Origin of the sequence: Flagellimonas aequoris (genome assembly GCF_003584165.1) — a bacterium.
GTDB classification, from domain to species: Bacteria; Bacteroidota; Bacteroidia; order Flavobacteriales; family Flavobacteriaceae; genus Flagellimonas; species Flagellimonas aequoris.
The window spans coordinates 195,206-221,203 of sequence record NZ_QXFJ01000027.1; the positions used below are offsets into that span (position 1 = coordinate 195,206).

Here is a 25,998-nt window from a genome sequence, read left to right on the forward strand (position 1 = left end):
TCTAGCCGCCTAGCCTTTCACCTTTTGGGTCGGTACCGTGCCGTATTTATCCATAAGATAGATCAAGCTGGCCATAGTGGCCGCTCCCAACTCCAGTTCACGTTTGTTCACTTGCTCAAAAGTGTCGTTTTCAGCATGGTGATAATCAAAATAACGTTGCGAATCCGGTTTCAGACCTGCAAGTACGACACCTTCATCCTTTAGGGGTCCAATATCGGCACCGCTACCACCTTTTTGAAAAACATGGATCAAATAGGGTTCGAACAGGTTTTTCCAACCTTGTATCTGTTCAATGTTCTCTTCTGATGCATCTATGGAAAAGCCCCTTGGCGTAAACCCGCCAGAGTCACTTTCCAGGGCAAAGACATGTTTCTCGTTCTTTTCACGCGCCACTTCGGCATATTTGTTACCGCCCCGCATACCATTTTCTTCGTTCATGAACAACACTACCCGAAGAGTACGTTTGGGTTTATATCCCGTTTTCTTCAATATCCGAAGCACATCCATGCTTTGAACGCAACCTGCACCATCGTCATGCGACCCATCCCCCAAGTCCCAAGAATCCAAATGGCCCCCTACGACCATAACTTCATTGGGATAGGTGCTACCCGTAATCTCACCAATTACATTATAGGATTGCACATCATCGTACTGTTTGCAGCTCTGTTTGAAGTAGAATTTGGTGTTAGGGTTCAACTTTAAGGTCGTACTCAATAATTCTGCCGCATTGGTACTGATCGCTGCCGCTGGTATCCTTTGGTTCACCGGAGTATCGCCATACCGCATGGATCCCGTGTGCGGATAATCATCTAACCGGAGGTTCATGGAACGTACGATGACACCCAGTGCACCATACTTTGCCGCTTCAACAGCTCCGGAAGCCCGTTGGTCCACACATCCGGAATAGGCCGAGAAAGTATTGATCAAGGTCGGGTCCATAGGGCGATTATAAAAAACGATCTTGCCCTCTATTTTAGCTTTTCCCAACTTTTCCAATTCTTCCAGTCCCTTCACTTCCACGATATTGGCCTTTAGGCCTCCATCAGGGGTTGCGACCGACCCTCCCAAGGCACAAATGGGCACATTGGTGGTAAGTCCGGGTGAAGTCTCAAAGTAAGCAAATTCCGGTATGCCCCTTACCCATTTCGGCACCATCACGGGCTGCAACCAAACCTTGTCAAACCCTAGGGCATCCAACTGGGTTTTGGTATAATCCACGGCATGTTGCGCCTGAACGGAACCAGAAAGGCGACCACCGATCTGATTGGAAAGATAATTGAGCCAATCATAGGCCTTACCATTGGTCAATGCCATATTGTAAATGGCCTTTATTTGCTTTTCGTCTTCGGTCTGTGAAAAAAAAGGGGTACTGGCCAATAAAAAGGCCAATAGGAGGACTATTCTCATCAGGATTCTTTTTCCAGTTCTTGTTTAAAGGTTTCTAAATTAGCCTTTATTTCATCATCCAACTCGGGTTCCTCTATATCTTTGTATTTTTTTAACGCTTCCAGCATAATGGAGGCCACAATGACCCTTGCCCCCTTCTTGCTGTCGGCCGGAATTACGTACCAAGGTGCATGTTCCGTGGAAGTTTTGTTGATGGCCTCTTCGTAACACGCCTGGTATTTTTCCCAAAGTTTTCTTTCTTCCAGATCGCCCGGTGAAAATTTCCAGTTTTTTTGTTTGAGTTCTATCCTTCTCAATAACCTGTGGCGCTGTTGGTTTTTGGAAAGATTCAGGAAAAACTTGAAGATAATGGTGCCATTTTCGGCCACGTGCTGTTCAAATTCATTGATCTGTTGGTATCGCTTCTCCCAAAAATCCTTGTCTATATCGTCCACCGATTCAATACCGGGCAAATTTTCACCCATAATATATTCTGGGTGTACCTTCGTCACCAACACATTTTCATAATGCGTTCGATTGAACACGGAAAATTTTCCCCGCTCCGGCAATGCGATGTAATGTCGCCATAAATAGTCGTGTTTCCTTTCCAAAGTAGTGGGCACTTTAAAACTGTACACTACCACGCCACGAACATTGAAATCCTTGAACACTTCCCGGATAAGACTGTCCTTACCAGCGGTATCCATCCCTTGTAGACAGACCAGCACCCCATATTTGCCGTGGGCGTACAATGTATCCTGAAATTCGCCTAGTTTTTTACGTATATCCTTCAATTCTTCCTTCAAGTCCTTTTTGGAGGCCCCAAAATCTTCAAAGGTTTCTTCTTGGGAGAGCCTTATCTCCTCTCGTACCAAAAAGCGATCGGTATTTATTTTTTCCATAGGAATGAATATAAACCTTTTTGACCATACCTTCAACTACATTGAAGAGTGCAGTTCATCGATATTTTTACCACTTGTGGGTTTAGAAGGTATTTTATCGATTTTATATTCCTTGACAGAATCCCCCCACGTAACTTAGTGAATATCAAATACGCACTGTCCCAAATCAAGAAGCGTTATGAAAACAAGGAAAATAATCCTACTTATTGCCTTTACCCTGGGCCTTCTGGGCTTTTGGTTGATGACGGCCTTTACTACACGGAATGCCTGTGAGTATGCCAATTCCAATTTACAGTTCATCAAAAGTGAAATAGAGAACGCCGTAGTTTCCACCACTTTGGATATGGCCAAATACCACGCCTACAAAGCCTTGAACGGTATTGAAAAAACCCGGGGGAACTTTTTGGATTGCGGTTGTGAAGGTACGATTGAAAGTTTGGAAAGTACCCAGACCGAACTTAAACTGGCCACCAAGGCGGAATCCCTGAAAGATTCCAAATTAACATTGCACAAGGCCTTGGAAAACACCATGATCGGCATGAAGGTTCTGCAAGTTTTTGAGCAGGAAACCTCAAGTAATTACAATGATGACATCCTGGTCATGAATACCAAAGAGGTGTTGGATAATCAAAATCCTTTGTTTTTGACTCAAAATAGCTCGGTGAAGGAACAGGTGCATAGTTGTCTCCTTGGATTTGAAACATCATTGGAAAAAGTGGTAACCGACGTGGATTGTGAAGATGCCCATCGTTTTATCACCAATATCTATGAAGAATCCAGATTGATACTTCTGAACACCAAGTTATCCCCACATAAAAAGGCATATCACCAACGCGTGATGACCTTGTCCGAAGAAGCCCTTGAAAAATTGGGAAGCTGTAAGCAATAGATCACTTGCTGGCAAAAAGCTTTACGTCTTCTTCGGAGACTTCCTTGCCTCCCAGAATGATCAATCGTTCCACAACATTGCGGAGTTCACGTACGTTACCGGTCCAGTCATAACCTTTCAACAGGTCGATCGCTTTTTTGGAAAAAGCCTTTTGAGCCGTCCCTTGTTCCGAGGCTATCTTTTTGGAGAAATGGTCGATAAGCAAAGGAATATCGTTCCTTCTGTCGTTCAAAGCGGGTACTTTGATCAAGATAACGGCCAGTCTATGATAAAGGTCTTCCCTGAACTTGCCCTCCTCTATTTCCTTTTTCAGGTCCTTGTTGGTAGCCGCAAGTACCCGAACATCCACTTTAATGTCCTTATCGGAACCCACCCTCGAAATCTTGTTCTCCTGCAAGGCCCTTAGTACCTTGGCTTGGGCAGAAAGACTCATATCGCCGATCTCATCCAAGAAAATGGTCCCTTGGTTGGCCGCTTCAAATTTTCCTGCACGATCCTTAACTGCAGAAGTAAAGGCACCTTTTACATGACCGAACAATTCACTTTCTATGAGTTCCGAAGGAATTGCGGCACAGTTCACTTCCACAAAGGGTGCAGCCGAGCGTGGACTTTTTTGATGTAACCAGTGGGCCACCAATTCCTTCCCGGTTCCGTTCGATCCCGTGATCAACACCCGTGCATCGGTCGGGGCTACCTTTTCGATCATTTCCTTTATGGTACCGATTTCCTCACTCTCCCCGATCATTTCATAGTTTTTGGAAACCTTTTTCTTTAAAATCTTGTTTTCGGCAACCAGTTCCTTTTTATCCAAGGCGTTCCGAACCGTGGTCAGCAAACGGTTCAAGTCTGGCGGTTTGGAGATGTAATCAAAAGCACCCAATCGCATGGTGTTCACAGCGGTATCCAAATCCCCGTGACCGGAAATCATGATGAAGGGTATTTCAGGTTTTATCTTTTTAGCGGCTTCCAGTACTTCCACGCCATCCATTTTAGGCATTTTGATGTCGCAGAGCACCAGGTCAAAGTCTTCCTTTTTAATGGTCTCGATGCCTTGCAGGCCATCTTCGGCCTCCAACACATTGTAACTATCACTTTCCTCGGCCAATATTTTGACCAATACCCTTCTGATCGCTGATTCATCCTCTATCACCAAAATCTTTGACATACCTTATCTTTTAAAAAATTCCAATCTTGAAGCCAGTCCTAATATAGAAATTTGACTCGTCATTCAATAAAAATACGTTTCCCTGTTCATCGTTCCTCAATTTCCCTTCCTGCACCACCGATGTGCCCACCATGGCAAAAAGTGCCATGCGATTTGAAATGTTGTACTGGTACCCAATGGTCCCCAACAAAGAGGTGAGCGATATTTTTGAGGCCACCTGGCCGTCCTCCAAAAGAATGTTGTTCTGGAGATTTATAAAGTATCCATCCAAGAATAGTGCCATTTCGAAAACATGCTTCTTGGAAACGTAATATTTCAGATCAGAACGGGGAATACCAAGAGTAAATGCCCAGTCCGGATGGAACCTTCGGTAATAGTTGATCAAGGGCAATGGCACCGGAAGCCCGGTGGTGCTGTTATAGGTAAGGCCCAATACAATACGATAGGGTTTTTCGGCATCGGGTTTCTCTTTCCAAAACGTTGCCGTCGCGTTCATAAAAAAATCATCGGTGGTCGTGCCGCTGATAAAATTGGAGGCCATCCTTGGGGTGAGTATGGTAACCAGGTTCCAGTTTTCGTTCCATTTGGTAATAAATCCAAGGTTCATATCAATGACATGGAAGCGTATCAGTTCTTTCTTATCAAAGGGAAAATCTTCCGAATACCCCATATCGAACCTGTTGTATTCCATCCCCATGATGAGATAGTCCTTTTTTTCGTTGAGCTTTATCGGCAGATTGAAGAGTCCCTTGTAGCGTTGGGTCTTGATACCCGTATCATTTTGGGGAATATTGAGGTATTCCACTCGTAATACATCTGTGCTTTGGGCCCAACCGGAATGGCTGCAAAGTATCACAACGAAAGCGAACAGCCTCCAGATTGCAATATGGTGGATCGAGGTTTTTATGTCTTCTTATGGTTTAGGCTGAATAATATGTACATCGCGTTGTGGGAAAGGGATACTGATGTTGTTTTCCTTAAACTTGGCATTGATCTTATACCGAAGTTCACTTTTTATCCTTGGATCCCTAAAACTGTCGTTCGTGAAAAAATTAAGGGAGAACATCAATGCAGAATCCCCAAAATCATCAAAAAGTACGAACGGCTTGGGGTTTTTCAATATCTGTTTTTGCCCTGCGGCCACCTGTTCCAAAATTTGGGTCACCAAGTTTACGTCGCTGCCGTAGGCCACGCCCACACTCACTTTTTCACGGGTGGTCTTATGGTTTTGGGTATAGTTATAGACAATGTCGCTGATGAACTTATGATTCGGCAAGATCAACACCTTGTCATCCCTTGTGATGGCACGCGTGGTACGCAGCTTGATTTCGAAGACTTTCCCGACCTTACCGTCCACCTCAACCACATCACCCACCTGCAAGGATTTATCAATAATGATAAAAATGCCTCCCAAAACATCCTTGAACAGTTCCTGGAGTGCCAGACCCAGGCCAACGAACAAGGCTGCCGATGCGGTGATTACCAAGGTAATGTCGATTCCTGCCGCGCTTAAGGTTACCAGAACGGCAACAATATAAATTACATAATTGGTGAACTTAAAGACACTGGTGAATTTTTGTTGGTCCTCCTGCTCCATTTTTCGGGTTAGGATGTGACGGAGCCATTTTAGAAGAAACTTGGTGGCCACCAAGGCAACCGTTAGCAGAAGAAGTAGGCCAACCGTTAAGTTGATGGATTTCTCCCCTTGGCCAATATGAAAACCGATATCCAAAAAATCCTTGATGGATCCCCAGATATCCTCTTTAATAATCTCTTTTAATTCTTCTGGACCTTCTTGCATACCGAATTAATATCTCAACCATTTTACCAACTCCTTGTAGGTAGGTTTTTTACCGTACATCAATATCCCGACCCTATAAATTTTGGCCGCTAAAGAAACAATTCCCAAAAATGTAACGATCAATAGGAAAATGGACAACAAAAACTGCCATAAAGGTACTCCACCTTCTCCAATTCCACCCGGTAAACGCATTAACATAACAATGGGCGATGTTAGCGGAAAGAGTGAAAAACCAACGGCAATGGGCCCGTGTGGATTGCTGAACACGGAAAAGAACCCCACATAAATGGCCAGCATCAATGGCAAAATAATGGGGAAAATGAATTGTTGCGTATCCGTTTCGTTGTCCACGGCAGCACCAATGGCCGCGTAAATGGAGCTGTAGATCAGGTAGCCCAGTACAAAATAAATGAAGAACGAAATGATCAGAATTCCCCAGGGAATATCCAAAATCTCTTTGGTATACATCATCATATCACTGTCCATAGGAGCTAATTGCGACATACCACCCATAGGCCCGGCTGGCATATTGGGGTCCCCGGACATGGCACTAAGATCAATCCCCAACACCATCACGACCAAAGATAACAACACTGATGCGGATATAATCCAAATGGTGAATTGGGTCAATCCTGCCAAGGAATTGCCCACAATCTTGCCCAACATCAGTTGGAAGGGTTTTACGGAGGAGATGATGACCTCAATGATCCTACTGGTCTTTTCTTCGATTACGCTACGCATTACAAACCCTCCATAAATGATGATGAACATCATGATAGCATATCCGAAACCACCACCGATAAAAGCCTTGATCTCATTGATTCCCTTGATACTTCTTTCCCCATCAAAAGTGGCCAGATTGATTTCGAAAGGGGCTTCCACATTGGAAAACTGATCGGAAGACACCCCAAGTTTTTCAAGTCGATCCTGGCGCAACTGTCTTTGGAAGATAGATTCCAACTTTTGGGTAACACTGGAATTGGGATTATCCTTGGTGAATAAATAGGTGGCACGGGCCACTTCTTCCACTGTTTCGCCTTTAGGGATGTGCAACAATCCATAATATTCCAACGCATTGGTGGAATCCTTGGCCTGCTCCAGGGTTAGGTGGTCCAATTGCACAAAGGACAAACTCTTGGTTGGTTTAAATTCCTCTTGAAAAAAGGAACTCTCGTTTAAAACTGAAATCACCCTGGTCTCATTATCATTGATCTTGGCCAAATAGGCAATCAAAACGATCATACCTACAATCAATAAGGGGCTCAGTATGGTCATTACAATAAAGGAACGGTTCCTGACCTTGGCCAAATACTCCCGCTTTATGATCAATCCGAGTTTACTTGCCATTTTCCTTATTGTTTACAGTTTGGATAAAAATGTCGTTCGCCGAAGGGATGGTCTCATCAAAACGGTATAGGTTTCCTACCGTGGACAATTCCCTTAAAATATCACCCGTATGAGATGATGGCAACTGAACTTTAAAATCCAAATGGCCTTCTTGCTTTTCTAGGTTGGAAGAAAGGATATTGAATCTCTCCGCCAAAGATTTCATAAGGGCTTCACCATTTTCTGCCACTTGAAGGCCTACATCAAAAATATTGTTTTTGTAGGCGTTTTTGATGTCTGCCAGTTTCCCGTCCAGAATTTTTTCCGATTTATGGATCAAAGCAATATACTCGCACAATTCTTCCACGGATTCCATTCTGTGGGTGGAAAAAATAATAGAAGTTCCCTGTTCCTTCAATTTAAGGATCTCATCCTTTATGATGTTGGCATTGATGGGGTCGAAACCACTGAAAGGCTCATCAAAGATCAACAGCTTGGGTTCATGGAGCACCGTAACAATGAACTGGATCTTTTGCGCCATTCCTTTGGAAAGTTCCTGGATCTTCTTGTTCCACCAGTCGCCGATGTTCAACCTTTCGAACCAATATTTCAGTCGTTCCTTGGCATCGTGCTTGGACAACCCTTTAAGTTGGGCCAGGTAAAGGGCCTGCTCACCTACCTTCATGCTTTTGTACAACCCCCTTTCCTCTGGCAAATATCCAATTTGGGCAATGTGTTTGGGGGACAAATGTTCCCCATTGAAAAAAATCTCCCCGGCATCTTGGTGGGTAATCTGGTTGATGATACGTATAAAAGAGGTCTTCCCAGCCCCATTGGGGCCCAAAAGTCCATAAATGCAATTTTTAGGAATCTCGAGTGAAATGTTGCTCAACGCTGTATAGTTTCCATAGGTCTTGGAAACATTTTTGGCAACAAGGATATGATCCATGTAAACTATTTTTTCAAAGATATGTAATTGCCCAATACCTGCATATTCCTTAAAAACAAAAACCCACCCTTAAAAAATTCAAGGATGGGAAAAAAATTGCTATGAAAAAGAAAATTAGATATCGGTCACCCAACATCAGTTTCAAATATACGTTTTTTATTTAAACAGAAAGTTTTTTTATGCTTAAGAGAACATATCTTTCACCTTTTCGAAGAAAGATTTATCGGATTTTTCCGGTTTTGGCGTAAAATTCTCATCGTTCTGCATGCGCTCAAAAAACTCTTTCTGCTCCTTGGTCACTTCTTTTGGGGTCCAAACGTTCACGTGTACCAAAAGGTCACCACTACCATATCCGTTAAGGCTCGTGATTCCTTTACCCCTCAATCTCAATATTTTACCGGACTGTATCCCAGCCTCCAACTTGATGCGGACTTTGCCGCCAATGGCGTCAATTTCTTTGGAGCTGCCCAAAACAGCTTCGGAAATGCTGATATAAAGGTCATAATGCAAATTGTCCCCTTCCCGCTTCAACGTATCATGCTCCACGGTCTCTATGGCTACCAACAAATCTCCGGGGACTCCGTTCCCAGGAGCTGAATTACCCTTTCCGGAAACTTTTAACTGCATACCATCCTCAACACCTGGTGGAATTTTGATGGATACGGTCTCTTCTTCCACAATAAGCCCTTGGGCATCGGCACCTGCAGGTCTTTTATCAATGGTCTGACCAGAACCACCACACGTACTACAGGTAGTAGCGGTTTGCATTCTACCCAATATGGTGTTGGTAATCTTGGTGATTTGTCCGGTTCCGTTACAGGTTGGGCAGGTTTTATAGGTTACCCCATCTGCCTGTACCTTTCTGCGCACCTTCACCTTCTTCTCGACCCCATGGGCCACTTCTTCCAGATTCAGTTTTACACGGATGCGAAGATTGCTCCCCTTCACCCTGCGTTGTCCTCCTCCGAAACCACCAAAGCCGCTAAAGCCACCGCCAAAGGCACCACCGAAAATATCCCCAAACTGGCTGAAGATATCATCCATGTTCATACCTCCACCACCGAAGCCACCGCTTCCATCGAAAGCGGCATGACCGAACTGGTCGTACTTGGCACGCTTGTCCGGGTCACCAAGAACTTCGTAAGCTTCTGCGGCTTTTTTGAACATTTCCTCCGCCTTTGTATCGCCAGGATTCTTGTCAGGGTGATATTCAATGGCCTTCTTTCGGTAGGCCTTTTTTATTTCCGCTGCGGATGCTCCCTTGGAGACTCCCAATATTTCGTAAAAATCCTCCTTCATATAACTCTAGTTTCCTACCACTACTTTTGGGTGCCTGATGATTCTATCCCCGAGCCTGAACCCTTTTTCAACCACATCGATGATCTTGCCCTTCAGTTTTTTATCGGGTGCGGGAATTTGGGTAATGGCATCGTGCACTTCGGCATCAAAGGCATCTCCCTGCTTAGCCTCAACCTCTTCCAGGCCTTTATTTTTTAGGGTCTCCTTGAATTTATTGCTGATGAGTTCCACCCCTTTGAACATTTCCTTATCGTCGGATTTGGAAAGTTCCTTAAGGGCACGGTCAAAATCGTCCATAACGGGCAATAGGGCCACCATGACTTCTTGTCCTGCCGTTTTGAACAGGTCCATGCGTTCTTTTGAGGTTCTTTTCTTGAAATTCTCAAACTCGGCAAAAAGTCTTAGGAACTTATCCTTTTCCTGGGCCAAATCTTGTCTCAATTGATCTTCCACAGAAACTTTTTCTTCCTGTCCTTCATTTTGGTCCATTTCCCTATTTTCTTCGTTCAGCTCAGTATTATCGGTCGTCTTGCCATTGTTTAGCTCGTCTTCCATTTCCTCAACCTTACTGTTATTGCTCATTTTATGTCTGTTTTGTTTCCGTTTTGAAATGGCAAAAGTACTGCCAATTGTCCAAAAATGTCAAAATGTCACCACAAATCACAAAAAAATCCGCCTAGGCGGATTGATAATCTTATCTACGTGAATACTTTAGATTCAGACCAATTCGTTCTTGGTCGCCTCCAAAGGAGAAGTTTCCTCTTCTTTTACGCCTGAATACAAGTCTTGTAAAGCCGTGCAGATGTTGGCATAATGAAAGGTAAATCCTTTCTTTTCAATTTTCTTGCTGCTCACCCGTTGACTGGCCAAAACTAGTGTCGACATTTTGCCCAACACTGCCCTAAGCACAAATTTGGGCACATGGGGCATCCATAAAGGGCGCTCCAAAATGCGGGCCACTTCCTTGGTCATTTTCGTATTCGTTACTGGATTAGGGGCCACTCCATTGTACACCCCTTTCAGGTTATTCTCCACAATAAAAACGAATAGTTGTGCCAAATCCTCAATATGGATCCATGACTGCCATTGATTACCACTGCCCAGTGGTGATCCCACAAAATTCTTGATAGGAAGGGCCAACTTAGGAAGGGCCCCACCTTCCGTAGATAAAACAACTCCAATCCGGACCTTGGCTACATTGATATCCAGCTCTTTGAACGTGTCCGCTTCGGCCTCCCATTTACGGACTACCTTGCCCAAAAATCCTTTACCTAAATCTTGTTCATCTTCTTCGTAGTAATGGGAAAGAGAATCGGGGTAAATACCAATGGCGGATGCCGAAACCAGACATTCCACATCATTGGCCCCAACTTGCTGCAAACCTTTTTTTAGGGTTTTCAAGCTGTTCACCCTACTCGAAATCACTTTTTTCTTATGAATGGGAGTCCATTTTTTAGCGATGTTGGTACCTGCAAGATTGATAATGGCCTGAACATTTTTGAAACAGTCCACATCGATTTCACCTTTGGATGGGTTCCAATAAAAACCTTGAAAATCTTCCAACTTGGTGATTTTATCCTTGCTCGTGGTCAAATAGTTTACGGGAATGCCTTTGGAATGCAAGACATTGGTGATTGCTTGGCCCACCAGACCCGTTGCCCCTGTAATCAACACCCTCATACTATCATTTTGACACAAATTTAATGGTTTAAATGGCTGTTTCTGAGACGTTAATTTAGGTTTAACACTATTGTTCAAACTTTAAAACTTTTTAAGACAATCTGGGTCACCGGCATTAACAGTATCTTGGCAAGGTCTAATTTTTGATTGCCCTGAGCATTTCACGTTTTCCTGGCGGTCCAGGCAACCGTTCAACGGTAAAGCCAACAGCCTGCATGGCCCTGCGTACACTACCTTTGGCAGCGTAAGTAACCAAAATACCTCCTTTTGCCATGGCATCGTACATAATCTTGAAGATGTCCTCAGTCCAAAGGTCGGGTTGTACCCTGGCACCAAAAGCATCAAAATAAATGAGGTTGAACTTATTCAAATCCTTGATTTCCCTAAAATCCTTCTTTTGTTTGAGCAGATGGAAAGAATCGGTGACGGGAACCTCTTCTTCCCAATTGGATTGATGCATCAACTGGAACAATTCCTCTGAATCTTCCGCCTTTAATTGATGACAATAATCCAAATGCCCCACTTCTTCCAAGGTAACCGGATAAGCTTCCACCCCAACATAATGTATTTTCAGATGCTGCTTTGGAGCTTCCAATAAGGTGATGAGAGCATTTAGCCCAGTTCCGAAGCCAATTTCCAAAACATGGATCTCACTGTTTTGGAACAATCGCAGACCATGTTCCATAAAAACATGGTAGGCCTCTTGAACAGCACCGTGTTTGGAATGGTATTGTTCGTCCCAGTCTTCAATTTGGATGGTTTTGGAGCCATCCCCGGTAACAATGATTTTTCTTTTCAAGATTTAATTGGCGATGAGCACGCCATCCGCTTCAAAACGGAGTGTCTTTTTGGGAGCAGTGATCAGAGCAATCTCATCTTCCGAAGCGCCTTCGTCCTCAGCGAAATGTTTTTGGTCTTCTACGGACATTTCTTCAAAAAAAGCGGCACCGTTCATCACCACGGTTTTGCCGGCAGCATCCTTGGGAACGAAGAACCCATAGTCTTTAAAACGCACAAAAACCTCATTATCGGCATCCAACTTCACCTTCATCCAGCAGCCCTTGGCCTGGCACACTTCGGTAATCTCCCCAATCATCTGTGTCTGAAGGGAATCCTTGGCTCCAATACCATCATAGGTACCGGAAGTTTTGACGGCTTTGTCCGAAACTTCGAATTCCTGACCGAAATAATCGCCTTTAATGGTCTTCTGCTTGCAGGAGGAAACTCCCAAAATCAGTAACAATACAATAGAGATAGTGTTAAAAACCTTCATTTTTAATAAGTTTTAAAAGTTTGTAGATCAAGTATGATATTTAGATTTGTATAACGCTCAAAACTAACAATAAATAGCTAATTTTAACATTGCAAATGTAAGTGATATGGAAACAATGGTTAACAACATAGCTATAGAGAAAGCTAAAACCTCCAAAATCCATGAGGTGGATTTTGACAATCTATCCTTTGGAAGCGTTTATACAGACCACATGTTGGTCTGCGATTACAAAAATGGCGAATGGGAAGCCCCCAAGATTGTTCCCTACCAACCCATTACCCTAGATCCTTCAGCGAAGATCTTTCATTACGGTCAATCCATCTTTGAAGGGATGAAAGCCTATAAGGATGAGGATGGCAAGGTATTTTTGTTCCGTCCTCTGGAAAATTTCAAGCGATTGAACAAATCAGCGGAACGTTTGGCCATTCCACAATTGCCAGAATCCTTTTTTATGGATGGACTCCATGCGCTCATCCAATTGGAAAGTGATTGGATCCCAACCAATGCGGGGAGTTCCTTGTATATTAGACCCTTTATTTTTGCATCAGGGACAGGTTTCCATGCCTCCCCGGCCAATGAATATAAGTTTATCATCGCCTGCGCACCTTCCGGTTCCTATTTTTCTGGAAAGGTGAAAGTCTTGATCGAAGAGACCTATTCCCGTGCCGCCAATGGGGGTGTGGGTTATGCCAAGGCAGGTGGAAACTACGCTGGTCAGTTCTACCCGACCAAATTGGCCGCGGACAAAGGTTACCAACAAGTTATCTGGACAGATGACAATGCACACGAATATATTGAAGAGGCTGGCGCCATGAACGTTTTTGTTCGCATCAACGATACTTTGATGACCGCCCCGACCAATGATCGTATCTTGGATGGAATTACCCGAAAAAGCATTTTGGACATTGCCAAGGACGAAGGCATCAAAACAGAAGTGAGGAAGATTTCCGTTCACGAATTGGTGGAAGCCGCCAAAAATGGCTCCCTCAAGGAAATGTTCGGTGCCGGGACGGCAGCAGTGGTATCCCCCATTTCAGGGTTTGGCTATCATGGGGAAGATTATGAACTTCCTGAATTGAAGGACAGTTATGCATCCATGTTGAAAAAACGGATTACCGATATACAGTACAACCGGGCCGAAGATAAGTTCGGATGGCGGTATCCCGTTGAATAATAAAATGAAAAAGCACCTTAAAAGGTGCTTTTTTTATTTGTCCATGATTGTTTGGATGTCTGGTTTAAAATAGTTGGGGCCCTTTAATACCTTTCCATCCTCTCGATAGATCGGCTTGCCATCCGCCCCTAACTTGCTCATATTGCTTCTTTGGATTTCCTCAAAGACTTCCTCTATTTTGTACTGCATACCATGCTCCAAAATGGTGCCGCAAAGAATGTACAGCATATCGCCCAACGCATCGGCCACCTCTACCATATCGCCATCATTGGCCGCTTCAAGGTACTCTTTGTTCTCCTCGTCCATCAAATTGAACCTCAACCTATTCTTTTCCTTTCCCAGATTTGCCACCGGCTCATGTAGCACGCCAAGCCCGAAGGAATTGTGAAAAAGCTCCACTGCCTTTATTTTACTTTCCATTGCTCTCGATTTGATTTAGATTTGCATAAAAGTAAAAAATATGTTCAGCACGGGACAGTTAATTTTCGCCATTCTTTTTTTTCTGGCCTTTGTGGTTATCATTGCCCTATCCTATAAAAAGGACAAAAAACTACATCGGAAAAATTACAAAGGTGTTATCTGGATTCTTGTTTCCTTTATAACTTTTATAATAATCCTATTCCTTATCAAATACTTTCTTAAAAATTAACACCTGAATTGAGTTTACCACAAAAATGCTCATTTACACAACATTAAATGGGGTTTGATTCGTATACTATAGGAAAAGACGTACTTTTGTTTAACATTAATTTGGCAGAAAAAATGACGTTATTCTTTAGCATCCTTTTCATTTTGCTCGCTATTAATGCAATACTGTTGATCTTTAGCGTCAACGGGGCAGGCGAAAGATTAAGAAAACCGATTCAAAAAATTTCGGAGACCTCACTTCCAAGACTCTTCCCCCGAGAGGCATCCGAAACCGAATACAAGGAAGCGGTATAGTTTGTACCTTTAGGGCATGAAACAGGCCTTTCTTGTTTTTTTAGGTGGGGGATTTGGCAGCGTAATGCGCTACCTGATTTCCAAACCCCTCAATCCTTTGTTCCATAACTTCTTCTTGGGAACATTTCTGGTCAATATTGTAGGTTGCCTGCTTATTGGCTTGGTATTGGGATTGTCCGCAAAAGGTAATATCCTATCTTATAACAGCACACTTTTTTTTGCCACGGGATTTTGCGGAGGATTCACGACTTTTTCAGCATTTGCTTTTGAGAAACACTCCCTTTTGAAGAATGGCGACCTCCTGAACTTTGGTATTTACATGGTCGCAAGCATCTGTTTTGGGGTTCTTGCCGTTATTTTTGGCCTTTGGTTGGCCAAACAACTAGGATAGTTACAAATTACATTTTTATAGTTAAATTTTGTTAAAACTTAAACATTAACAACTCCTTTTGAAGCTTTTAATGACAAAAATTAATTTCCAAAAGGTTTATGTTAAAAAAAAATCAACAAATAAATAACAAAACTTTATTTAAAATCAGATACCCCTAAAATTTTAGGGGTATTTTTTTTATACCCATAAAAATAGACGGATAACCCACTCATTTTTAATAGTCTTTTGTGAATTACTATATATTTGAGACATCAATTAACTACTTAATTATGAAAAAAGTCGAGGCAATTATTAGAAAATCGAAGTTTGACGAAGTGAAGAAAGCACTCCATCAAATTGAGGTCAATTTCTTCAGTTACTGGGATGTAACAGGAGTTGGCAATGAAAAACAAGGACATGTGTATCGTGGCATTTCTTACAGTACCAGCGATATACAGAGGAGGTATTTGGTTATCGTGGTATCCGATGACTTTCTGGAAAGAACCGTGAACGTATTATTGGACACTGCAAGCACCGGCAACGTGGGAGATGGAAAAATCTTCGTTTCCGACATGATTGAGGCCTACAGGATCCGAACCAAGGAAAGCGGTAGCGCCGGAATCAATTAAAAGTATAACCAAAAAACAACTCAAAAAATTTAGATTATGATTATTCAGGAACAAGAAGCGATAGAAAAAGCCGTGGAAGCCATCACTGGCGACATGGGTGCACTATGGATCACCATTGCAGGTGTTTTGGTGTTTTTCATGCAAGCAGGATTTACCTTGGTCGAAGTAGGTTTTACCCGCAGCAAGAACTCTGGTAACATCATCATGAAAAACTTTATGGACCTTGCCATTGGCTCGGTCATGTTCTGGGCCTTGGGTTACGGTATCATGTACGGTAGCGACCTGGTGGCCGGAGGTTTCTTCAGGACCAGCCCTTCCGATCAAGGATATTTCTTTTTCAGTGCGACAGACTGGTATAACCTGTTCTTCCAAACCGTATTCTGTGCAACCGCTGCCACGATTGTATCAGGAGCCATAGCCGGTAGGACCAAGTTTTCCACGTACCTTATTTTCTCTGCCGTAATGACCACGCTCATCTACCCTATTTCCGGTAGCTGGTACTGGCCATTTGATGACGATGCTTGGTTGAACACCGCAGGATTCATCGATTTTGCCGGTTCATCCGTAGTACACGCCGTTGGTGGAGGTGCCGCATTGGTGGCCGCCATCATGGTAGGTCCTCGTATTGGAAAATATGTAGATGGCAAAGCACAAGCGATTCCAGGACACAACATGATGTTCGGTGCGCTTGGGGTATTGATCCTTTGGTTGGGATGGTTCGGATTCAACGGAGGCTCCCAGTTGGCTTGGGGTGGTGACGATACCATTGCTGCCAGTAGTGTAATCATCAACACCAACTTGGCTGCTGCCATGGGTGCCATTGCCGCACTACTTTTGACTTGGATCCGTTACGGAAAAGCAGATATCTCCATGACCTTGAACGGAGCTTTGGCCGGATTGGTCGGTATTACTGCAGGATGTGGTGCCGTTAGTGCCGTAGGAAGTCTTGCCATTGGTCTACTTTGTGGATTGGCCGTAGTATTCTCTATTGAGATTATCGATAAAAAATTCAAAATCGATGATCCCGTGGGAGCTATTTCCGTACACGGTGTATGCGGATTTCTGGGAACGGTTTTGATCGGCCTGTTCGCTTTGGATGGTGGTTTGTTATACGGAGGAAGTGCCAAACTTCTTTGGGTACAGACCTATGGATCTTTAGCTTACATTGCTTGGGCTGCCCTTGGTACCTTTGTGATCCTTTTCATCTTGAAGAAAACTATCGGTCTTCGCGTATCAGAACAAGAAGAAATCGAAGGGCTCGATATTCACGAGCACGGTGTGGAAGCTTATCCAGAGCATATTTCCTCACAGAACAATTAAAAACTCACATAGAAAAGAAAACGGAGCGTTCTGCCAAACGCTCCGTTGATAACCTTTTCAATCAAAAACTCACAATTTAAACAACTAGTAGTCCCAATGGGACAACTCAAAATGATTATGATATGAAAGCGATTATAAATACAAATTTCGGAAAAAATTTGGCCTTCGCCATACTTTCAATGGTAACAATTTCTGCTTTTGCACAAGAAGAGGAAGAAAAACCAAAATTCAGCTTTAGTGGTTCGGTAGATGCTTATTACAGGGCCAATTTGACCGCACCAAACGACGAGAATGCCATTGCTCCAGGTTCCTCTTTTGCCAACTTGCCCGGCTTTTCTTTGGGCATGGCCAACCTTGTTGCCGCTTATGAAGGTGAAAAAGTAGGTTTTGTGGCCGATTTGGTATTTGGCCCACGTGGTACGGATGCCGTTTTTGCTTCCCCAATGTATTCTGCCACCGGAGATATCGTAAACCAGTTGTATGTGTATTGGAATGTTAGCGATGATGTAACCCTTACCTTTGGTAACTTCAACACTTTCTTGGGATACGAGGTGATTTCCCCCGTAGCCAACTTCAACTACAGTACGTCTTACCTATTCTCTTATGGACCTTTTAGCCATACTGGTTTGAAGGCTGATTTTGATCTTGGAAGCGATTGGACCGCTATGTTGGCCGTGATGAACCCAACGGATCTTACCGAATTCAACCCAACCGGAGACTATGCCGTGGGTGCCCAATTGGGATATTCCGGTCAGTTCTTGAACTTTGTGTACAGCCAAAGTAGCTATGAAATCGACTTTACCGGTGGATTTGATCTTTCCGAAGATTTCTACTTGGGATTGAACGCCGCCCACTTCTCCATTGAAGACAATGGTGGTTCTTTCACCGGTGTTGCCCTTTATCCACAATATGCCGTGTCCGAAACCTTCAGCTTGGGTCTACGTGGTGAATATTTCATGACTGGGGACTTCTTTGGAGATGCTACAGGTATTGGTTCTGACACCAGCGGTGATGGTAGTGTATTGGCCTTGACCCTAACCGGTAGTGCAACTATTGGTGACTTGATCCTAAAACCAGAGATTCGTTTGGATAGCTCTGCTGAGGATGCCTTCATCGACAATGATTTGGCTCCAACCAAAAGCTTGGCTTCTGTACTATTCGCAGCCATCTATTCTTTCTAGAAAAGAAGCATATGTAAAAACTAAAGAGCCTTATTCCTCTGGTCTAAGGCTTTTTTTAGTCTTTATGAAAATCTTTCACTCCTGCTCTCACCTTAGTTCTCAAATAGTTTTGCCTTGGCACTAGAGGGCAGGAGTACTTTTTGTTATAGGCACAATAGGGATTGTATGCCTTATTGAAATCGATTACCAAGGTATCCCCTTCAGGAATGGAAAGATCGATATAACGACCTCCCCCATAGGTTTCTTCCCCATTGGTGGCATCATTAAAAGGTAAAAACAAATACTCCTTGTATTGTTCCTGTTGGATCAGGTCAAGACTTTGGTAAATTTCCAATTGCCTTTCTTCCCCATTTAAGGTAAAATGGGCAATACCATATAAAACCTCATTCGTTTTCCTATCCGTAGTGGTAGGCATGAAAAAAGGTTCAGCATCCGGGGTACGGACCAATTTGGCCTTCACCACATAGGTAGTGTCCGGTTCAAAATAGTCCAATCCCTCAAAATCCTTTTTATATTTATCCGGTAACGGCGATTCCTCCGGGTCTTTGAAACTGGCATCCAATTCTTCTTGAAACTTCAAAATATCAGCCACCAGGGCAGATTTTGGCGTTTCGTTGGATTCATCATGATATCTTTTTCCCTTTCCGCAAGAGAATAGGCACAAAAGACAAAACAGACCAATATATTTCATCTGAATGATTTTACACAAAGGTAAGCGGAAAATCAATTTTCATCGATCTCATACAGGGCATCCTTCAAATATTTGGATACCAGCTCATTAAACTCAGGCGTAATGCGGAACAAGGCCGTGCCTTCCAAAGTATATAGTTTTTCCCTGTCCTTGAACCCTTTTTTAAAGGCTTCTTCCAAATAAAACAGCGAAGTGCCAAAATCTTCATTCTTAGCGCTCAAGGAAATGGTTTTCAGATAATACTCAAAATTTTCCGGCTCCAAGATGGTCTTCAGCATGTAAAGGAAAGCTAGGGCATCTTCATCCACTACTTCATCAGATCGGACCAAATCGATATAATCTTCCGCCAAGGCATTTACAAATCCCAGTAATCGGTGTCCCATCTCCTTTTCAAAAGGGTCAGTACCTGTCATAAACTTTTTGATTTCTCCCCTTTGATGGTTCCACCAGCCCAAGTTGTTGAAATTGTGGGTATATATATCTTCCTCCATATAATACTGGTAATCTTCCTTTAACATTGATTCTTTGAGAAAAGCCGAGTTTTCATTACGTTTCATACTTCTGAACTGCTTGTCCTTTCTCAACTCCTTTTGCACCAACCGCAGGGAATCCAGATTTTTATGTGCACCGTAAATAGACATCATTTCGGTCATGTACTGTTCTGCCCAAAGAAGATCTCCAATATTCTTTAACTGGTTCAATTTGGCCAAATCCTCTTGATATGCTTTTTCCACATAGGCCGAATCTTTGGGAATCAATTTTCTGCCCATGGCATCCAAAGTGAACAGTTGCAGGCCCTTCTCCAGATAATCAAAACTTGGCCAATCGTTGCCTCCATCAAATAGCAGCATTTGATTTGGAAACTTCATTTTATCCAGCAATTTGGTATCGGTCAGCATTGAAGTATATTCATAATTGTCCTTGCCCACCATACCGATAAAATGAAAAGGGCTCTTGATATTCAACAATTCCCTATTGGCCAACGAGGCCCCAATGGAAATAGCTCCCTTTACTCCTTTGATGAAAATGGGGACCAATGTAGCAAATCTCCCTCCAGCCGAAGAACCCGCTGCGTAAACCCGACCTTGTTTTATAGGAAGCATATTGACCACCTCCTCCATGGTCTTACCTGTCAAAAGCATGTTATTGGTCAAAGAGAGGCTGTCCACCATCTTAGGTGCAGCCAGAATATACCCCTCTTTTTCTGCAGCCGGAACAAACATGGATATCGCTTGCTTTTCCTTGCCTTCCACATCGAACACCATCAGCAATGGCCATTCGGTATCCGTTCTAAAATTTGTAGGCAAATAGAGTGAGAACGTACTCTTTGTAGAATCATTAACGGCCAAGCCTTCAATAATTTCTCCTTTTTTCAGCACCAATTTTTGGCCGATCGCTAAAGGGCCTAAAAAGATGAAAAGAATGATGGTATAGTGTAATTTTTTCATAGCAAATATTGAACAAAAACCTAGCCAAAAGCTACTTGGTCCTATCAAATTTAAAGGAAGTTATTTGTTTGGCTTCCCTTTTTTAATAGGGGCATGGGCCACTACATTGGACAGAACAATGTGCGTTCGGCATTCTCCGTATACGATGAGTTCATCTATGAATTTCTCCAGGTGCGACTGGTCGCGCAACACCACTTCCATAATAATGTTCTCATTCCCTGTGATCCGATAGCAATTTACAACCTCCTGAAAAGATTTTACCTTGTCCAAAAAGGGTTTTAGTTTTCCCATAAAGGCCCTCAACATAATGATCGCCTTTAACTGATGTCCGGCCTCCACATATGAAATATTGGCCCTGTAGCCTTCTATGATCCCAAGATCCTCCATCTTCTTTACTCGCTCCGCAACAGCTGGCGAGGTCAACCCAACCTTGCGGCCAATATTGGCAAAAGATTCCCTTGCATTGCGTTGCAGGTGCCCAAGTATTTGCCAGTTAAGTTCATCTATCTTCATTTGGAAAGAAAATTAATCGATAAATCTTTCTTTTTAAAGCCAAACTTTATTATTGGTTTAAAAACAAAAGTAAGAATTTTTCAATCGTCCGTAATTTTATAGTACAAAATTGCTTTTGAAAAGATGGAGAGAAGTTCTCTTAATACCCTGCTTGTATACCGTAAATCCTTGGCTCTACGTGATTTGAGCGAAGCGGTCGCTTCCTATTTTGCACATAATAGGGAAATGCTGTCTTTTCGTCAAATAGACAGTTTTCGTGACGATATTACCAAATCCTTGGTGACCGATGCTCTTTTGATCACTAAAGAAGTAGAACAGGCCGCATTGAGCAACTCCCATTCCGTGCGCATGAAAAGCCTTTCCTTTGTCAACGTCATGACCCGTAACATTTTGGCCTATTGCAATGGCCTTGAAAGGGACGGAGTAAAGGAAAAGGAATATTTGAACCTTCTCCGAAGAGAAATCAAGACTTTCCGCATCACTTTTAAAAAGTGGAGAAAGTCGATTTCCAACAGAAACGATTAATTTTTCCCTACATATTTCGGCGATACTGACCCCCAACCTGGAACAAGGCTTCGGTAATTTGTCCAAGTGAGCAACATTTGGCCACTTCCATCAATTTTTCAAAAATATTCCCATGGTTCATTGCAACTTCTTGTAGCTCCCCCAGTTGTTTTGCCGCATGGTCCTTTTCTCTTTTATGGAGATGCTGCAACGTTTTGATCTGATTTTGTTTTTCCTCCTCGGTTGCCCTAATCACCTCAGCCGGTAAAACCGTAGGTGAGCCCTTGGAACTCAAAAAGGTGTTCACCCCAATGATGGGATATTCCCCAGAATGCTTCAAAGTCTCATAATGCAAACTCTCTTCTTGGATCTTGGATCGCTGGTACATGGTTTCCATGGCGCCAAGCACCCCTCCCCTTTCAGTGATTCTATCGAATTCCATTAAAACGGCTTCTTCGACCAAATTGGTAAGCTCCTCTATAATAAAGGATCCCTGCAATGGGTTTTCATTCTTTGCCAATCCCAATTCCTTATTGATGATCAATTGGATGGCCATGGCCCTGCGTACGGATTCCTCAGTGGGCGTGGTAATGGCTTCATCGTAGGCATTGGTATGCAAAGAATTGCAATTATCATAAATGGCGTACAATGCTTGCAGTGTGGTACGAATGTCGTTGAAGTCAATCTCTTGGGCATGTAGGCTCCTTCCCGAAGTCTGGATGTGGTACTTCAACATCTGGGCTCTTGGATCGGCCCCATATTTTTCTTTAAGGGCCTTGGACCAAATTCTTCTGGCTACCCTACCGATAACGGCATATTCAGGATCTACCCCATTGGAAAAAAAGAAAGATAGATTAGGACCAAACTTGTTGATGTCCATTCCCCTGCTCAAATAATATTCCACGTAGGTAAACCCATTGGAAAGCGTAAAGGCCAACTGGGTAATAGGGTTTGCCCCTGCTTCCGCAATATGATATCCAGAAATGGATACGGAATAAAAGTTCCTTACGTTATGATCAATAAAGTATTCCTGAACGTCACCCATCAACTTTAGGGCAAACTCAGTAGAAAAGATACAGGTGTTCTGCGCTTGGTCCTCCTTCAAAATATCCGCCTGCACCGTACCACGTACCTGCTCCAAAGTTTCCGTCTTAATATTGTCATATACTTCCTTCGGAAGTACCTGGTCTCCTGTAACCCCTAGCAACATTAATCCCAAACCATTGTTCCCCTCGGGAAGTTGTCCAAAATATGAAGGGCGTTCCACATCTTTATAAATGGCTTTGATCTGCTTCTCCACTTCCTCCTCCAATCCATTTTCACGGATGTATTTTTCGCAGTTTTGGTCAATGGCCGCATTCATGAAAAATGCCAACAACATGGGTGCCGGACCATTAATGGTCATACTTACCGATGTCATCGGGTCGCTCAAATCAAATCCGGAATACAATTTTTTGGCATCATCCAAACAACAAATGGAGACCCCTGCATTCCCAATCTTTCCATAGATATCAGGGCGATGATCTGGATCGTTTCCGTACAACGTCACCGAATCAAAAGCGGTGGAAAGGCGCTTTGCAGGCATATCCATACTCACATAATGGAAGCGTCTGTTCGTTCGCTCCGGGCCACCTTCGCCTGCGAACATTCGGGTAGGGTCCTCTCCTTCCCGCTTGAACGGATACAGCCCCGCTGTATATGGGAATTCCCCTGGAACGTTTTCTTGCAAAATCCATTGAAGAATATCGCCCCAAGCCTTGTACTTGGGCAATACCACTTTCGGAATCTGGCTATGGGAAAGAGATTCGGTATGGGTCTTGATTTTCACTTCCCTGTTACGAACTTTAAAAACATAGTATTCGGAAGCATAGCGTTCTACCTTTTCTTTCCATTTCAAGAGGGTTTCCCAATGCTGTGGCAACAATTGCATTTTCACCTTGTCGAATTCCTTGATCAACAAACCCACCAACTCTTTTGATGTTTGATTGGAAGCCAGTTTATTGATTTCCATTTCATTCAAACCAGTTTTATCCAAAAAGATTCCTTCGGCTTTTTCGGGTTCTACATCCAATGTTGAGGCCAAGATCAGGAAAATGCCATACAGTTTTTGTGCTGTTTTGGCCTGTTCTTTTGACTTGACATCGTAAGCACGGTTATTCTCCGCTATCTCTGAAAGATATCTGGTTCGAGAAGGCGGTATCACATATATTTTTTCAGCCATTTCCCCGGAAACCTCAAACGTTGAATCCAAAGTAGCTTCTGCTTTTTCTACCAAGGTATCCATGACCTTTCTGTACAGGTTGTTCATACCCGGATCATTGAACTGAGAGGCAATGGTACCGAAAATAGGAAGTTCATCTTCCTTGGCATGCCATAATCCATGGTTGCGGGCATATTGTTTTTTCACATCACGAAGGGCATCCAAAGCCCCTCTTTTATCAAACTTGTTGATGGCCACGATATCCGCAAAATCGAGCATGTCAATTTTCTCCAATTGGGTAGCCGCACCAAATTCTGGTGTCATCACATATAGGGAAACATCGCTGTGTTCTAAAATCTCAGTATCGGATTGCCCGATTCCTGAAGTTTCCAAAATAATGAGATCATAATTGGCCGCCTTCAGCACTTGTACCGCTTCGGAAACATGTTTGGAGAGGGCCAAATTGGATTGACGGGTAGCCAGGGAACGCATATAAACGCGTTCGTTATTGATGGCATTCATCCGGATGCGATCACCCAACAAAGCACCTCCCGTTTTTCTTTTTGAGGGGTCTACGGATATGATCCCAATGTGCTTTTCCGGAAAGTCAATCAGAAAGCGACGTACCAATTCATCCACCAAACTGGATTTTCCCGCACCTCCAGTACCCGTGATACCAAGCACAGGAACTTTTCCTTCCCTTTTCTCTATCTCAGATTGAAACTTCTCAAATGCATCATGTCGGTTTTCGGCCAAGGAAATCAGCCTTGCCAGCGTATTCGGATTTCGTTGATCCAACAACGACGCCAAGCTTGTTCCTTTTGGGATAAATAAGTCTGGGACAACCGAATCGCAACGTTGTACCAAATCATTGATCATCCCCTGAAGCCCCATTTCCCTACCATCATCTGGGGAATAAATGCGCTCGATTCCATAATCCATCAATTCCTTGATCTCATCGGGAAGAATGACTCCACCGCCGCCGCCAAAAATCTTGATATGTCCTGCACCTCTTTCCTTCAGCAAATCGAACATATACCTAAAGTATTCATTGTGCCCCCCTTGGTAGGAAGTCATGGCGATGGCATTGGCATCTTCCTGGATGGCACAATCCACCACTTCGGCCACACTCCTATCATGCCCCAAGTGAATCACCTCAACCCCAGTAGCTTGTATGATCCTCCTCATGATATTGATGGCCGCATCATGCCCATCGAAGAGCGATGCCGCGGTCACAATCCTAATCTTGTTCTTGGGTTTATAGGCTGTTATTTGTTCCATCTGCAATAAAAGGTCTGAATTTGCCCTGCAATTTACAGAAAATGCAAATCAAAACGTATTTTGATTAGGATTTTACAAAAAATATCCGAGGTTTAGGCATCACTTTCTTAAACCTCTAATTTTATCCGATCAAACATTGGACATGAAGCTTACCATACTCATACATTGTCCCGATCAAGCGGGTATCATTCGGTCGGTGACCACCTTTATCCATCAACAAGAAGGAAACATAGTTTATCTTGACCAACATGTGGACAAACAGGCCGGGGTGTTTTTCATGCGATTGCAAAGTGAGTTTGAAAAAGAGTTGCCTTTGGATACATTCAAAAAGGAGTTCCAAAACAAATTGGCCGATCAATTTCAAATGGAATGGGAAGTGTATCTGGATGGATACAAACCCAAAATGGCAGTGTTCGTTTCCAAGTACAACCATTGTCTATATGATTTGTTGAGCCGATACAATTCTGGGGAGCTTTCTGTGGATATTCCTTTTATTTTGAGCAACCATAAAGATTTGGAATACGTTGCAGAACAGTTCAACATTCCTTTTTTTCATGTACCCGTGACCAAACAGAACAAGGCGGAAGCCGAAGACAGGCAACTGGAACTTTTAAAGGAACACCGAGCGGATTTTATTGTGTTGGCCCGTTATATGCAGATTGTATCACCTAAGGTCATCGATGTATATCCTCAAAAAATCATCAATATCCATCACTCGTTCCTACCTGCCTTTATGGGTGCCAAACCCTACCATGCGGCCTTTGAACGTGGCGTAAAAATCATTGGGGCCACCAGCCATTATGTGACCGCGGACTTAGATGCAGGACCCATCATAGAACAAGATGTTGCCACTGTTTCCCATACCCATTCCGTAAACGATTTTATTGCCAAGGGAAGGGACTTGGAACGCATTGTGCTCTCACGAGCCGTTCAGCTCCATGTGGCAAGAAAGACTATGGTCTACAATAATAAAACAGTGATTTTTTCTTGATTATGGATGGGGCAAGGACCAAATCTTATTTCTCCTTCAATGTTTCAAAAAAAACATATCTTTGATTTTATCAGCGCTTATATT

Annotated in this window: 26 protein-coding genes; 9 read left to right on the forward strand and 17 right to left on the reverse strand. The window is 43.2% G+C overall.

Annotated features, from left to right (window positions below):
• Nucleotides 1-9 precede the first annotated feature (9 nt).
• Complete coding sequence (locus tag D2U88_RS12285; RefSeq protein WP_119640860.1) at nucleotides 10-1,407, reverse strand: M20/M25/M40 family metallo-hydrolase; 1,398 nt, start codon at nucleotides 1,405-1,407, stop codon at nucleotides 10-12.
• The gene (locus D2U88_RS12290) at nucleotides 1,407-2,288 is read right to left on the reverse strand and encodes a PPK2 family polyphosphate kinase (protein WP_119640861.1); all 882 of its coding nucleotides are present in this window, start codon (nucleotides 2,286-2,288) and stop codon (nucleotides 1,407-1,409) included. The genes D2U88_RS12285 and D2U88_RS12290 overlap by 1 nt, the downstream gene beginning before the upstream one ends.
• Nucleotides 2,289-2,466: 178 nt before the next feature.
• Between D2U88_RS12290 and D2U88_RS12295 the strand changes: the two genes are divergently transcribed.
• Nucleotides 2,467-3,177 (forward strand): hypothetical protein, encoded by a 711-nt coding sequence (locus D2U88_RS12295; RefSeq protein WP_147378586.1) that lies wholly within the window; start codon nucleotides 2,467-2,469, stop codon nucleotides 3,175-3,177.
• A gap of 1 nt (nucleotide 3,178) precedes the next feature.
• Here the strand turns inward: D2U88_RS12295 and D2U88_RS12300 are convergent, their stop codons facing one another.
• From D2U88_RS12300 to D2U88_RS12345, 10 genes are all read right to left on the reverse strand, one after another.
• Nucleotides 3,179-4,342 carry a sigma-54-dependent transcriptional regulator gene (locus D2U88_RS12300; protein ID WP_119640863.1) on the reverse strand — a complete coding sequence of 388 codons (1,164 nt, stop codon included), beginning with the start codon at nucleotides 4,340-4,342 and terminating at the stop codon, nucleotides 3,179-3,181.
• 10 nt (nucleotides 4,343-4,352) lie between these two features.
• Entirely contained in the window at nucleotides 4,353-5,198 is an 846-nt protein-coding gene (locus D2U88_RS12305) for a DUF6268 family outer membrane beta-barrel protein (protein WP_235855783.1), read from the reverse strand.
• A gap of 57 nt (nucleotides 5,199-5,255) precedes the next feature.
• Nucleotides 5,256-6,143 carry a mechanosensitive ion channel family protein gene (locus D2U88_RS12310; RefSeq protein WP_119640865.1) on the reverse strand — a complete coding sequence of 296 codons (888 nt, stop codon included), beginning with the start codon at nucleotides 6,141-6,143 and terminating at the stop codon, nucleotides 5,256-5,258.
• 6 nt (nucleotides 6,144-6,149) lie between these two features.
• The gene (locus D2U88_RS12315; RefSeq protein ID WP_119640866.1) at nucleotides 6,150-7,490 is read right to left on the reverse strand and encodes an ABC transporter permease; all 1,341 of its coding nucleotides are present in this window, start codon (nucleotides 7,488-7,490) and stop codon (nucleotides 6,150-6,152) included.
• Nucleotides 7,480-8,418: an ABC transporter ATP-binding protein gene (locus tag D2U88_RS12320; RefSeq protein WP_182859175.1), complete on the reverse strand. Its 939-nt coding sequence runs from the start codon at nucleotides 8,416-8,418 to the stop codon at nucleotides 7,480-7,482. Before D2U88_RS12320 ends, D2U88_RS12315 begins: the two co-directional genes overlap by 11 nt.
• A 183-nt stretch (nucleotides 8,419-8,601) precedes the next feature.
• Nucleotides 8,602-9,717: a molecular chaperone DnaJ gene (dnaJ, locus tag D2U88_RS12325; protein WP_119640867.1), complete on the reverse strand. Its 1,116-nt coding sequence runs from the start codon at nucleotides 9,715-9,717 to the stop codon at nucleotides 8,602-8,604.
• A 6-nt stretch (nucleotides 9,718-9,723) separates the two neighbouring features.
• Complete coding sequence (locus D2U88_RS12330) at nucleotides 9,724-10,299, reverse strand: nucleotide exchange factor GrpE (protein WP_119640868.1); 576 nt, start codon at nucleotides 10,297-10,299, stop codon at nucleotides 9,724-9,726.
• Between the two features lie 135 nt (nucleotides 10,300-10,434).
• Nucleotides 10,435-11,397 carry a TIGR01777 family oxidoreductase gene (locus D2U88_RS12335; RefSeq protein WP_119640869.1) on the reverse strand — a complete coding sequence of 321 codons (963 nt, stop codon included), beginning with the start codon at nucleotides 11,395-11,397 and terminating at the stop codon, nucleotides 10,435-10,437.
• A 136-nt stretch (nucleotides 11,398-11,533) separates the two neighbouring features.
• Nucleotides 11,534-12,196, reverse strand: a complete 663-nt coding sequence (gene mnmC2 / locus D2U88_RS12340) for a tRNA (5-methylaminomethyl-2-thiouridine)(34)-methyltransferase MnmC2 (protein WP_119640870.1) — start codon at nucleotides 12,194-12,196, stop codon at nucleotides 11,534-11,536.
• Nucleotides 12,197-12,199: 3 nt separating this feature from the next.
• On the reverse strand, nucleotides 12,200-12,670 hold the full coding sequence (locus tag D2U88_RS12345; RefSeq protein ID WP_119640871.1) for a DUF4920 domain-containing protein: 471 nt from the start codon (nucleotides 12,668-12,670) through the stop codon (nucleotides 12,200-12,202).
• Nucleotides 12,671-12,776: 106 nt separating this feature from the next.
• Between D2U88_RS12345 and D2U88_RS12350 the strand changes: the two genes are divergently transcribed.
• Nucleotides 12,777-13,844, forward strand: a complete 1,068-nt coding sequence (locus D2U88_RS12350) for a branched-chain amino acid aminotransferase (protein ID WP_182859176.1) — start codon at nucleotides 12,777-12,779, stop codon at nucleotides 13,842-13,844.
• Nucleotides 13,845-13,877: 33 nt separating this feature from the next.
• On the opposite strand, the gene D2U88_RS12355 is transcribed toward D2U88_RS12350, so the two are convergent.
• A complete protein-coding gene (locus D2U88_RS12355; RefSeq protein ID WP_119640872.1) occupies nucleotides 13,878-14,264 on the reverse strand; it encodes a pyrophosphohydrolase domain-containing protein in 387 nt (128 codons plus the stop codon).
• Between the two features lie 342 nt (nucleotides 14,265-14,606).
• On the opposite strand from D2U88_RS12355, the gene D2U88_RS12365 reads away from it, so the two are divergent.
• The 5 genes from D2U88_RS12365 to D2U88_RS12385 all read left to right on the forward strand — a co-directional run bounded on the left by D2U88_RS12365 (nucleotide 14,607) and on the right by D2U88_RS12385 (nucleotide 18,286).
• Nucleotides 14,607-14,786, forward strand: coding sequence for a hypothetical protein (locus D2U88_RS12365; protein ID WP_119640915.1), 180 nt, complete (start codon nucleotides 14,607-14,609; stop codon nucleotides 14,784-14,786).
• Between the two features lie 16 nt (nucleotides 14,787-14,802).
• Entirely contained in the window at nucleotides 14,803-15,177 is a 375-nt protein-coding gene (crcB, locus tag D2U88_RS12370; RefSeq protein ID WP_119640874.1) for a fluoride efflux transporter CrcB, read from the forward strand.
• A gap of 269 nt (nucleotides 15,178-15,446) precedes the next feature.
• Nucleotides 15,447-15,785 (forward strand): P-II family nitrogen regulator, encoded by a 339-nt coding sequence (locus D2U88_RS12375; RefSeq protein WP_119640875.1) that lies wholly within the window; start codon nucleotides 15,447-15,449, stop codon nucleotides 15,783-15,785.
• Between the two features lie 36 nt (nucleotides 15,786-15,821).
• A complete protein-coding gene (locus D2U88_RS12380) occupies nucleotides 15,822-17,105 on the forward strand; it encodes an ammonium transporter (protein ID WP_119640876.1) in 1,284 nt (427 codons plus the stop codon).
• A 122-nt stretch (nucleotides 17,106-17,227) separates the two neighbouring features.
• Nucleotides 17,228-18,286, forward strand: coding sequence for a porin (locus tag D2U88_RS12385; RefSeq protein ID WP_119640877.1), 1,059 nt, complete (start codon nucleotides 17,228-17,230; stop codon nucleotides 18,284-18,286).
• Between the two features lie 55 nt (nucleotides 18,287-18,341).
• Here the strand turns inward: D2U88_RS12385 and D2U88_RS12390 are convergent, their stop codons facing one another.
• From D2U88_RS12390 to D2U88_RS12400, 3 genes are read right to left on the reverse strand one after another with little or no spacing between them, the layout of a single operon-like run.
• Nucleotides 18,342-18,977: a DUF1684 domain-containing protein gene (locus D2U88_RS12390; RefSeq protein WP_119640878.1), complete on the reverse strand. Its 636-nt coding sequence runs from the start codon at nucleotides 18,975-18,977 to the stop codon at nucleotides 18,342-18,344.
• A 32-nt stretch (nucleotides 18,978-19,009) separates the two neighbouring features.
• Nucleotides 19,010-20,425: an alpha/beta hydrolase family protein gene (locus D2U88_RS12395; RefSeq protein WP_119640879.1), complete on the reverse strand. Its 1,416-nt coding sequence runs from the start codon at nucleotides 20,423-20,425 to the stop codon at nucleotides 19,010-19,012.
• A gap of 60 nt (nucleotides 20,426-20,485) precedes the next feature.
• Nucleotides 20,486-20,938, reverse strand: coding sequence for an Lrp/AsnC family transcriptional regulator (locus D2U88_RS12400; RefSeq protein WP_119640880.1), 453 nt, complete (start codon nucleotides 20,936-20,938; stop codon nucleotides 20,486-20,488).
• 123 nt (nucleotides 20,939-21,061) lie between these two features.
• Here D2U88_RS12400 and D2U88_RS12405 point away from each other — a divergent pair, with 123 nt between their 5' ends.
• On the forward strand, nucleotides 21,062-21,463 hold the full coding sequence (locus D2U88_RS12405; protein WP_119640881.1) for a hypothetical protein: 402 nt from the start codon (nucleotides 21,062-21,064) through the stop codon (nucleotides 21,461-21,463).
• Nucleotides 21,464-21,470: 7 nt separating this feature from the next.
• Here the strand turns inward: D2U88_RS12405 and D2U88_RS12410 are convergent, their stop codons facing one another.
• The gene (locus tag D2U88_RS12410; RefSeq protein WP_119640882.1) at nucleotides 21,471-24,923 is read right to left on the reverse strand and encodes a methylmalonyl-CoA mutase family protein; all 3,453 of its coding nucleotides are present in this window, start codon (nucleotides 24,921-24,923) and stop codon (nucleotides 21,471-21,473) included.
• A gap of 142 nt (nucleotides 24,924-25,065) precedes the next feature.
• Between D2U88_RS12410 and purU the strand changes: the two genes are divergently transcribed.
• Nucleotides 25,066-25,914 (forward strand): formyltetrahydrofolate deformylase, encoded by an 849-nt coding sequence (purU, locus tag D2U88_RS12415; protein ID WP_119640883.1) that lies wholly within the window; start codon nucleotides 25,066-25,068, stop codon nucleotides 25,912-25,914.
• Nucleotides 25,915-25,998 lie beyond the last annotated feature (84 nt).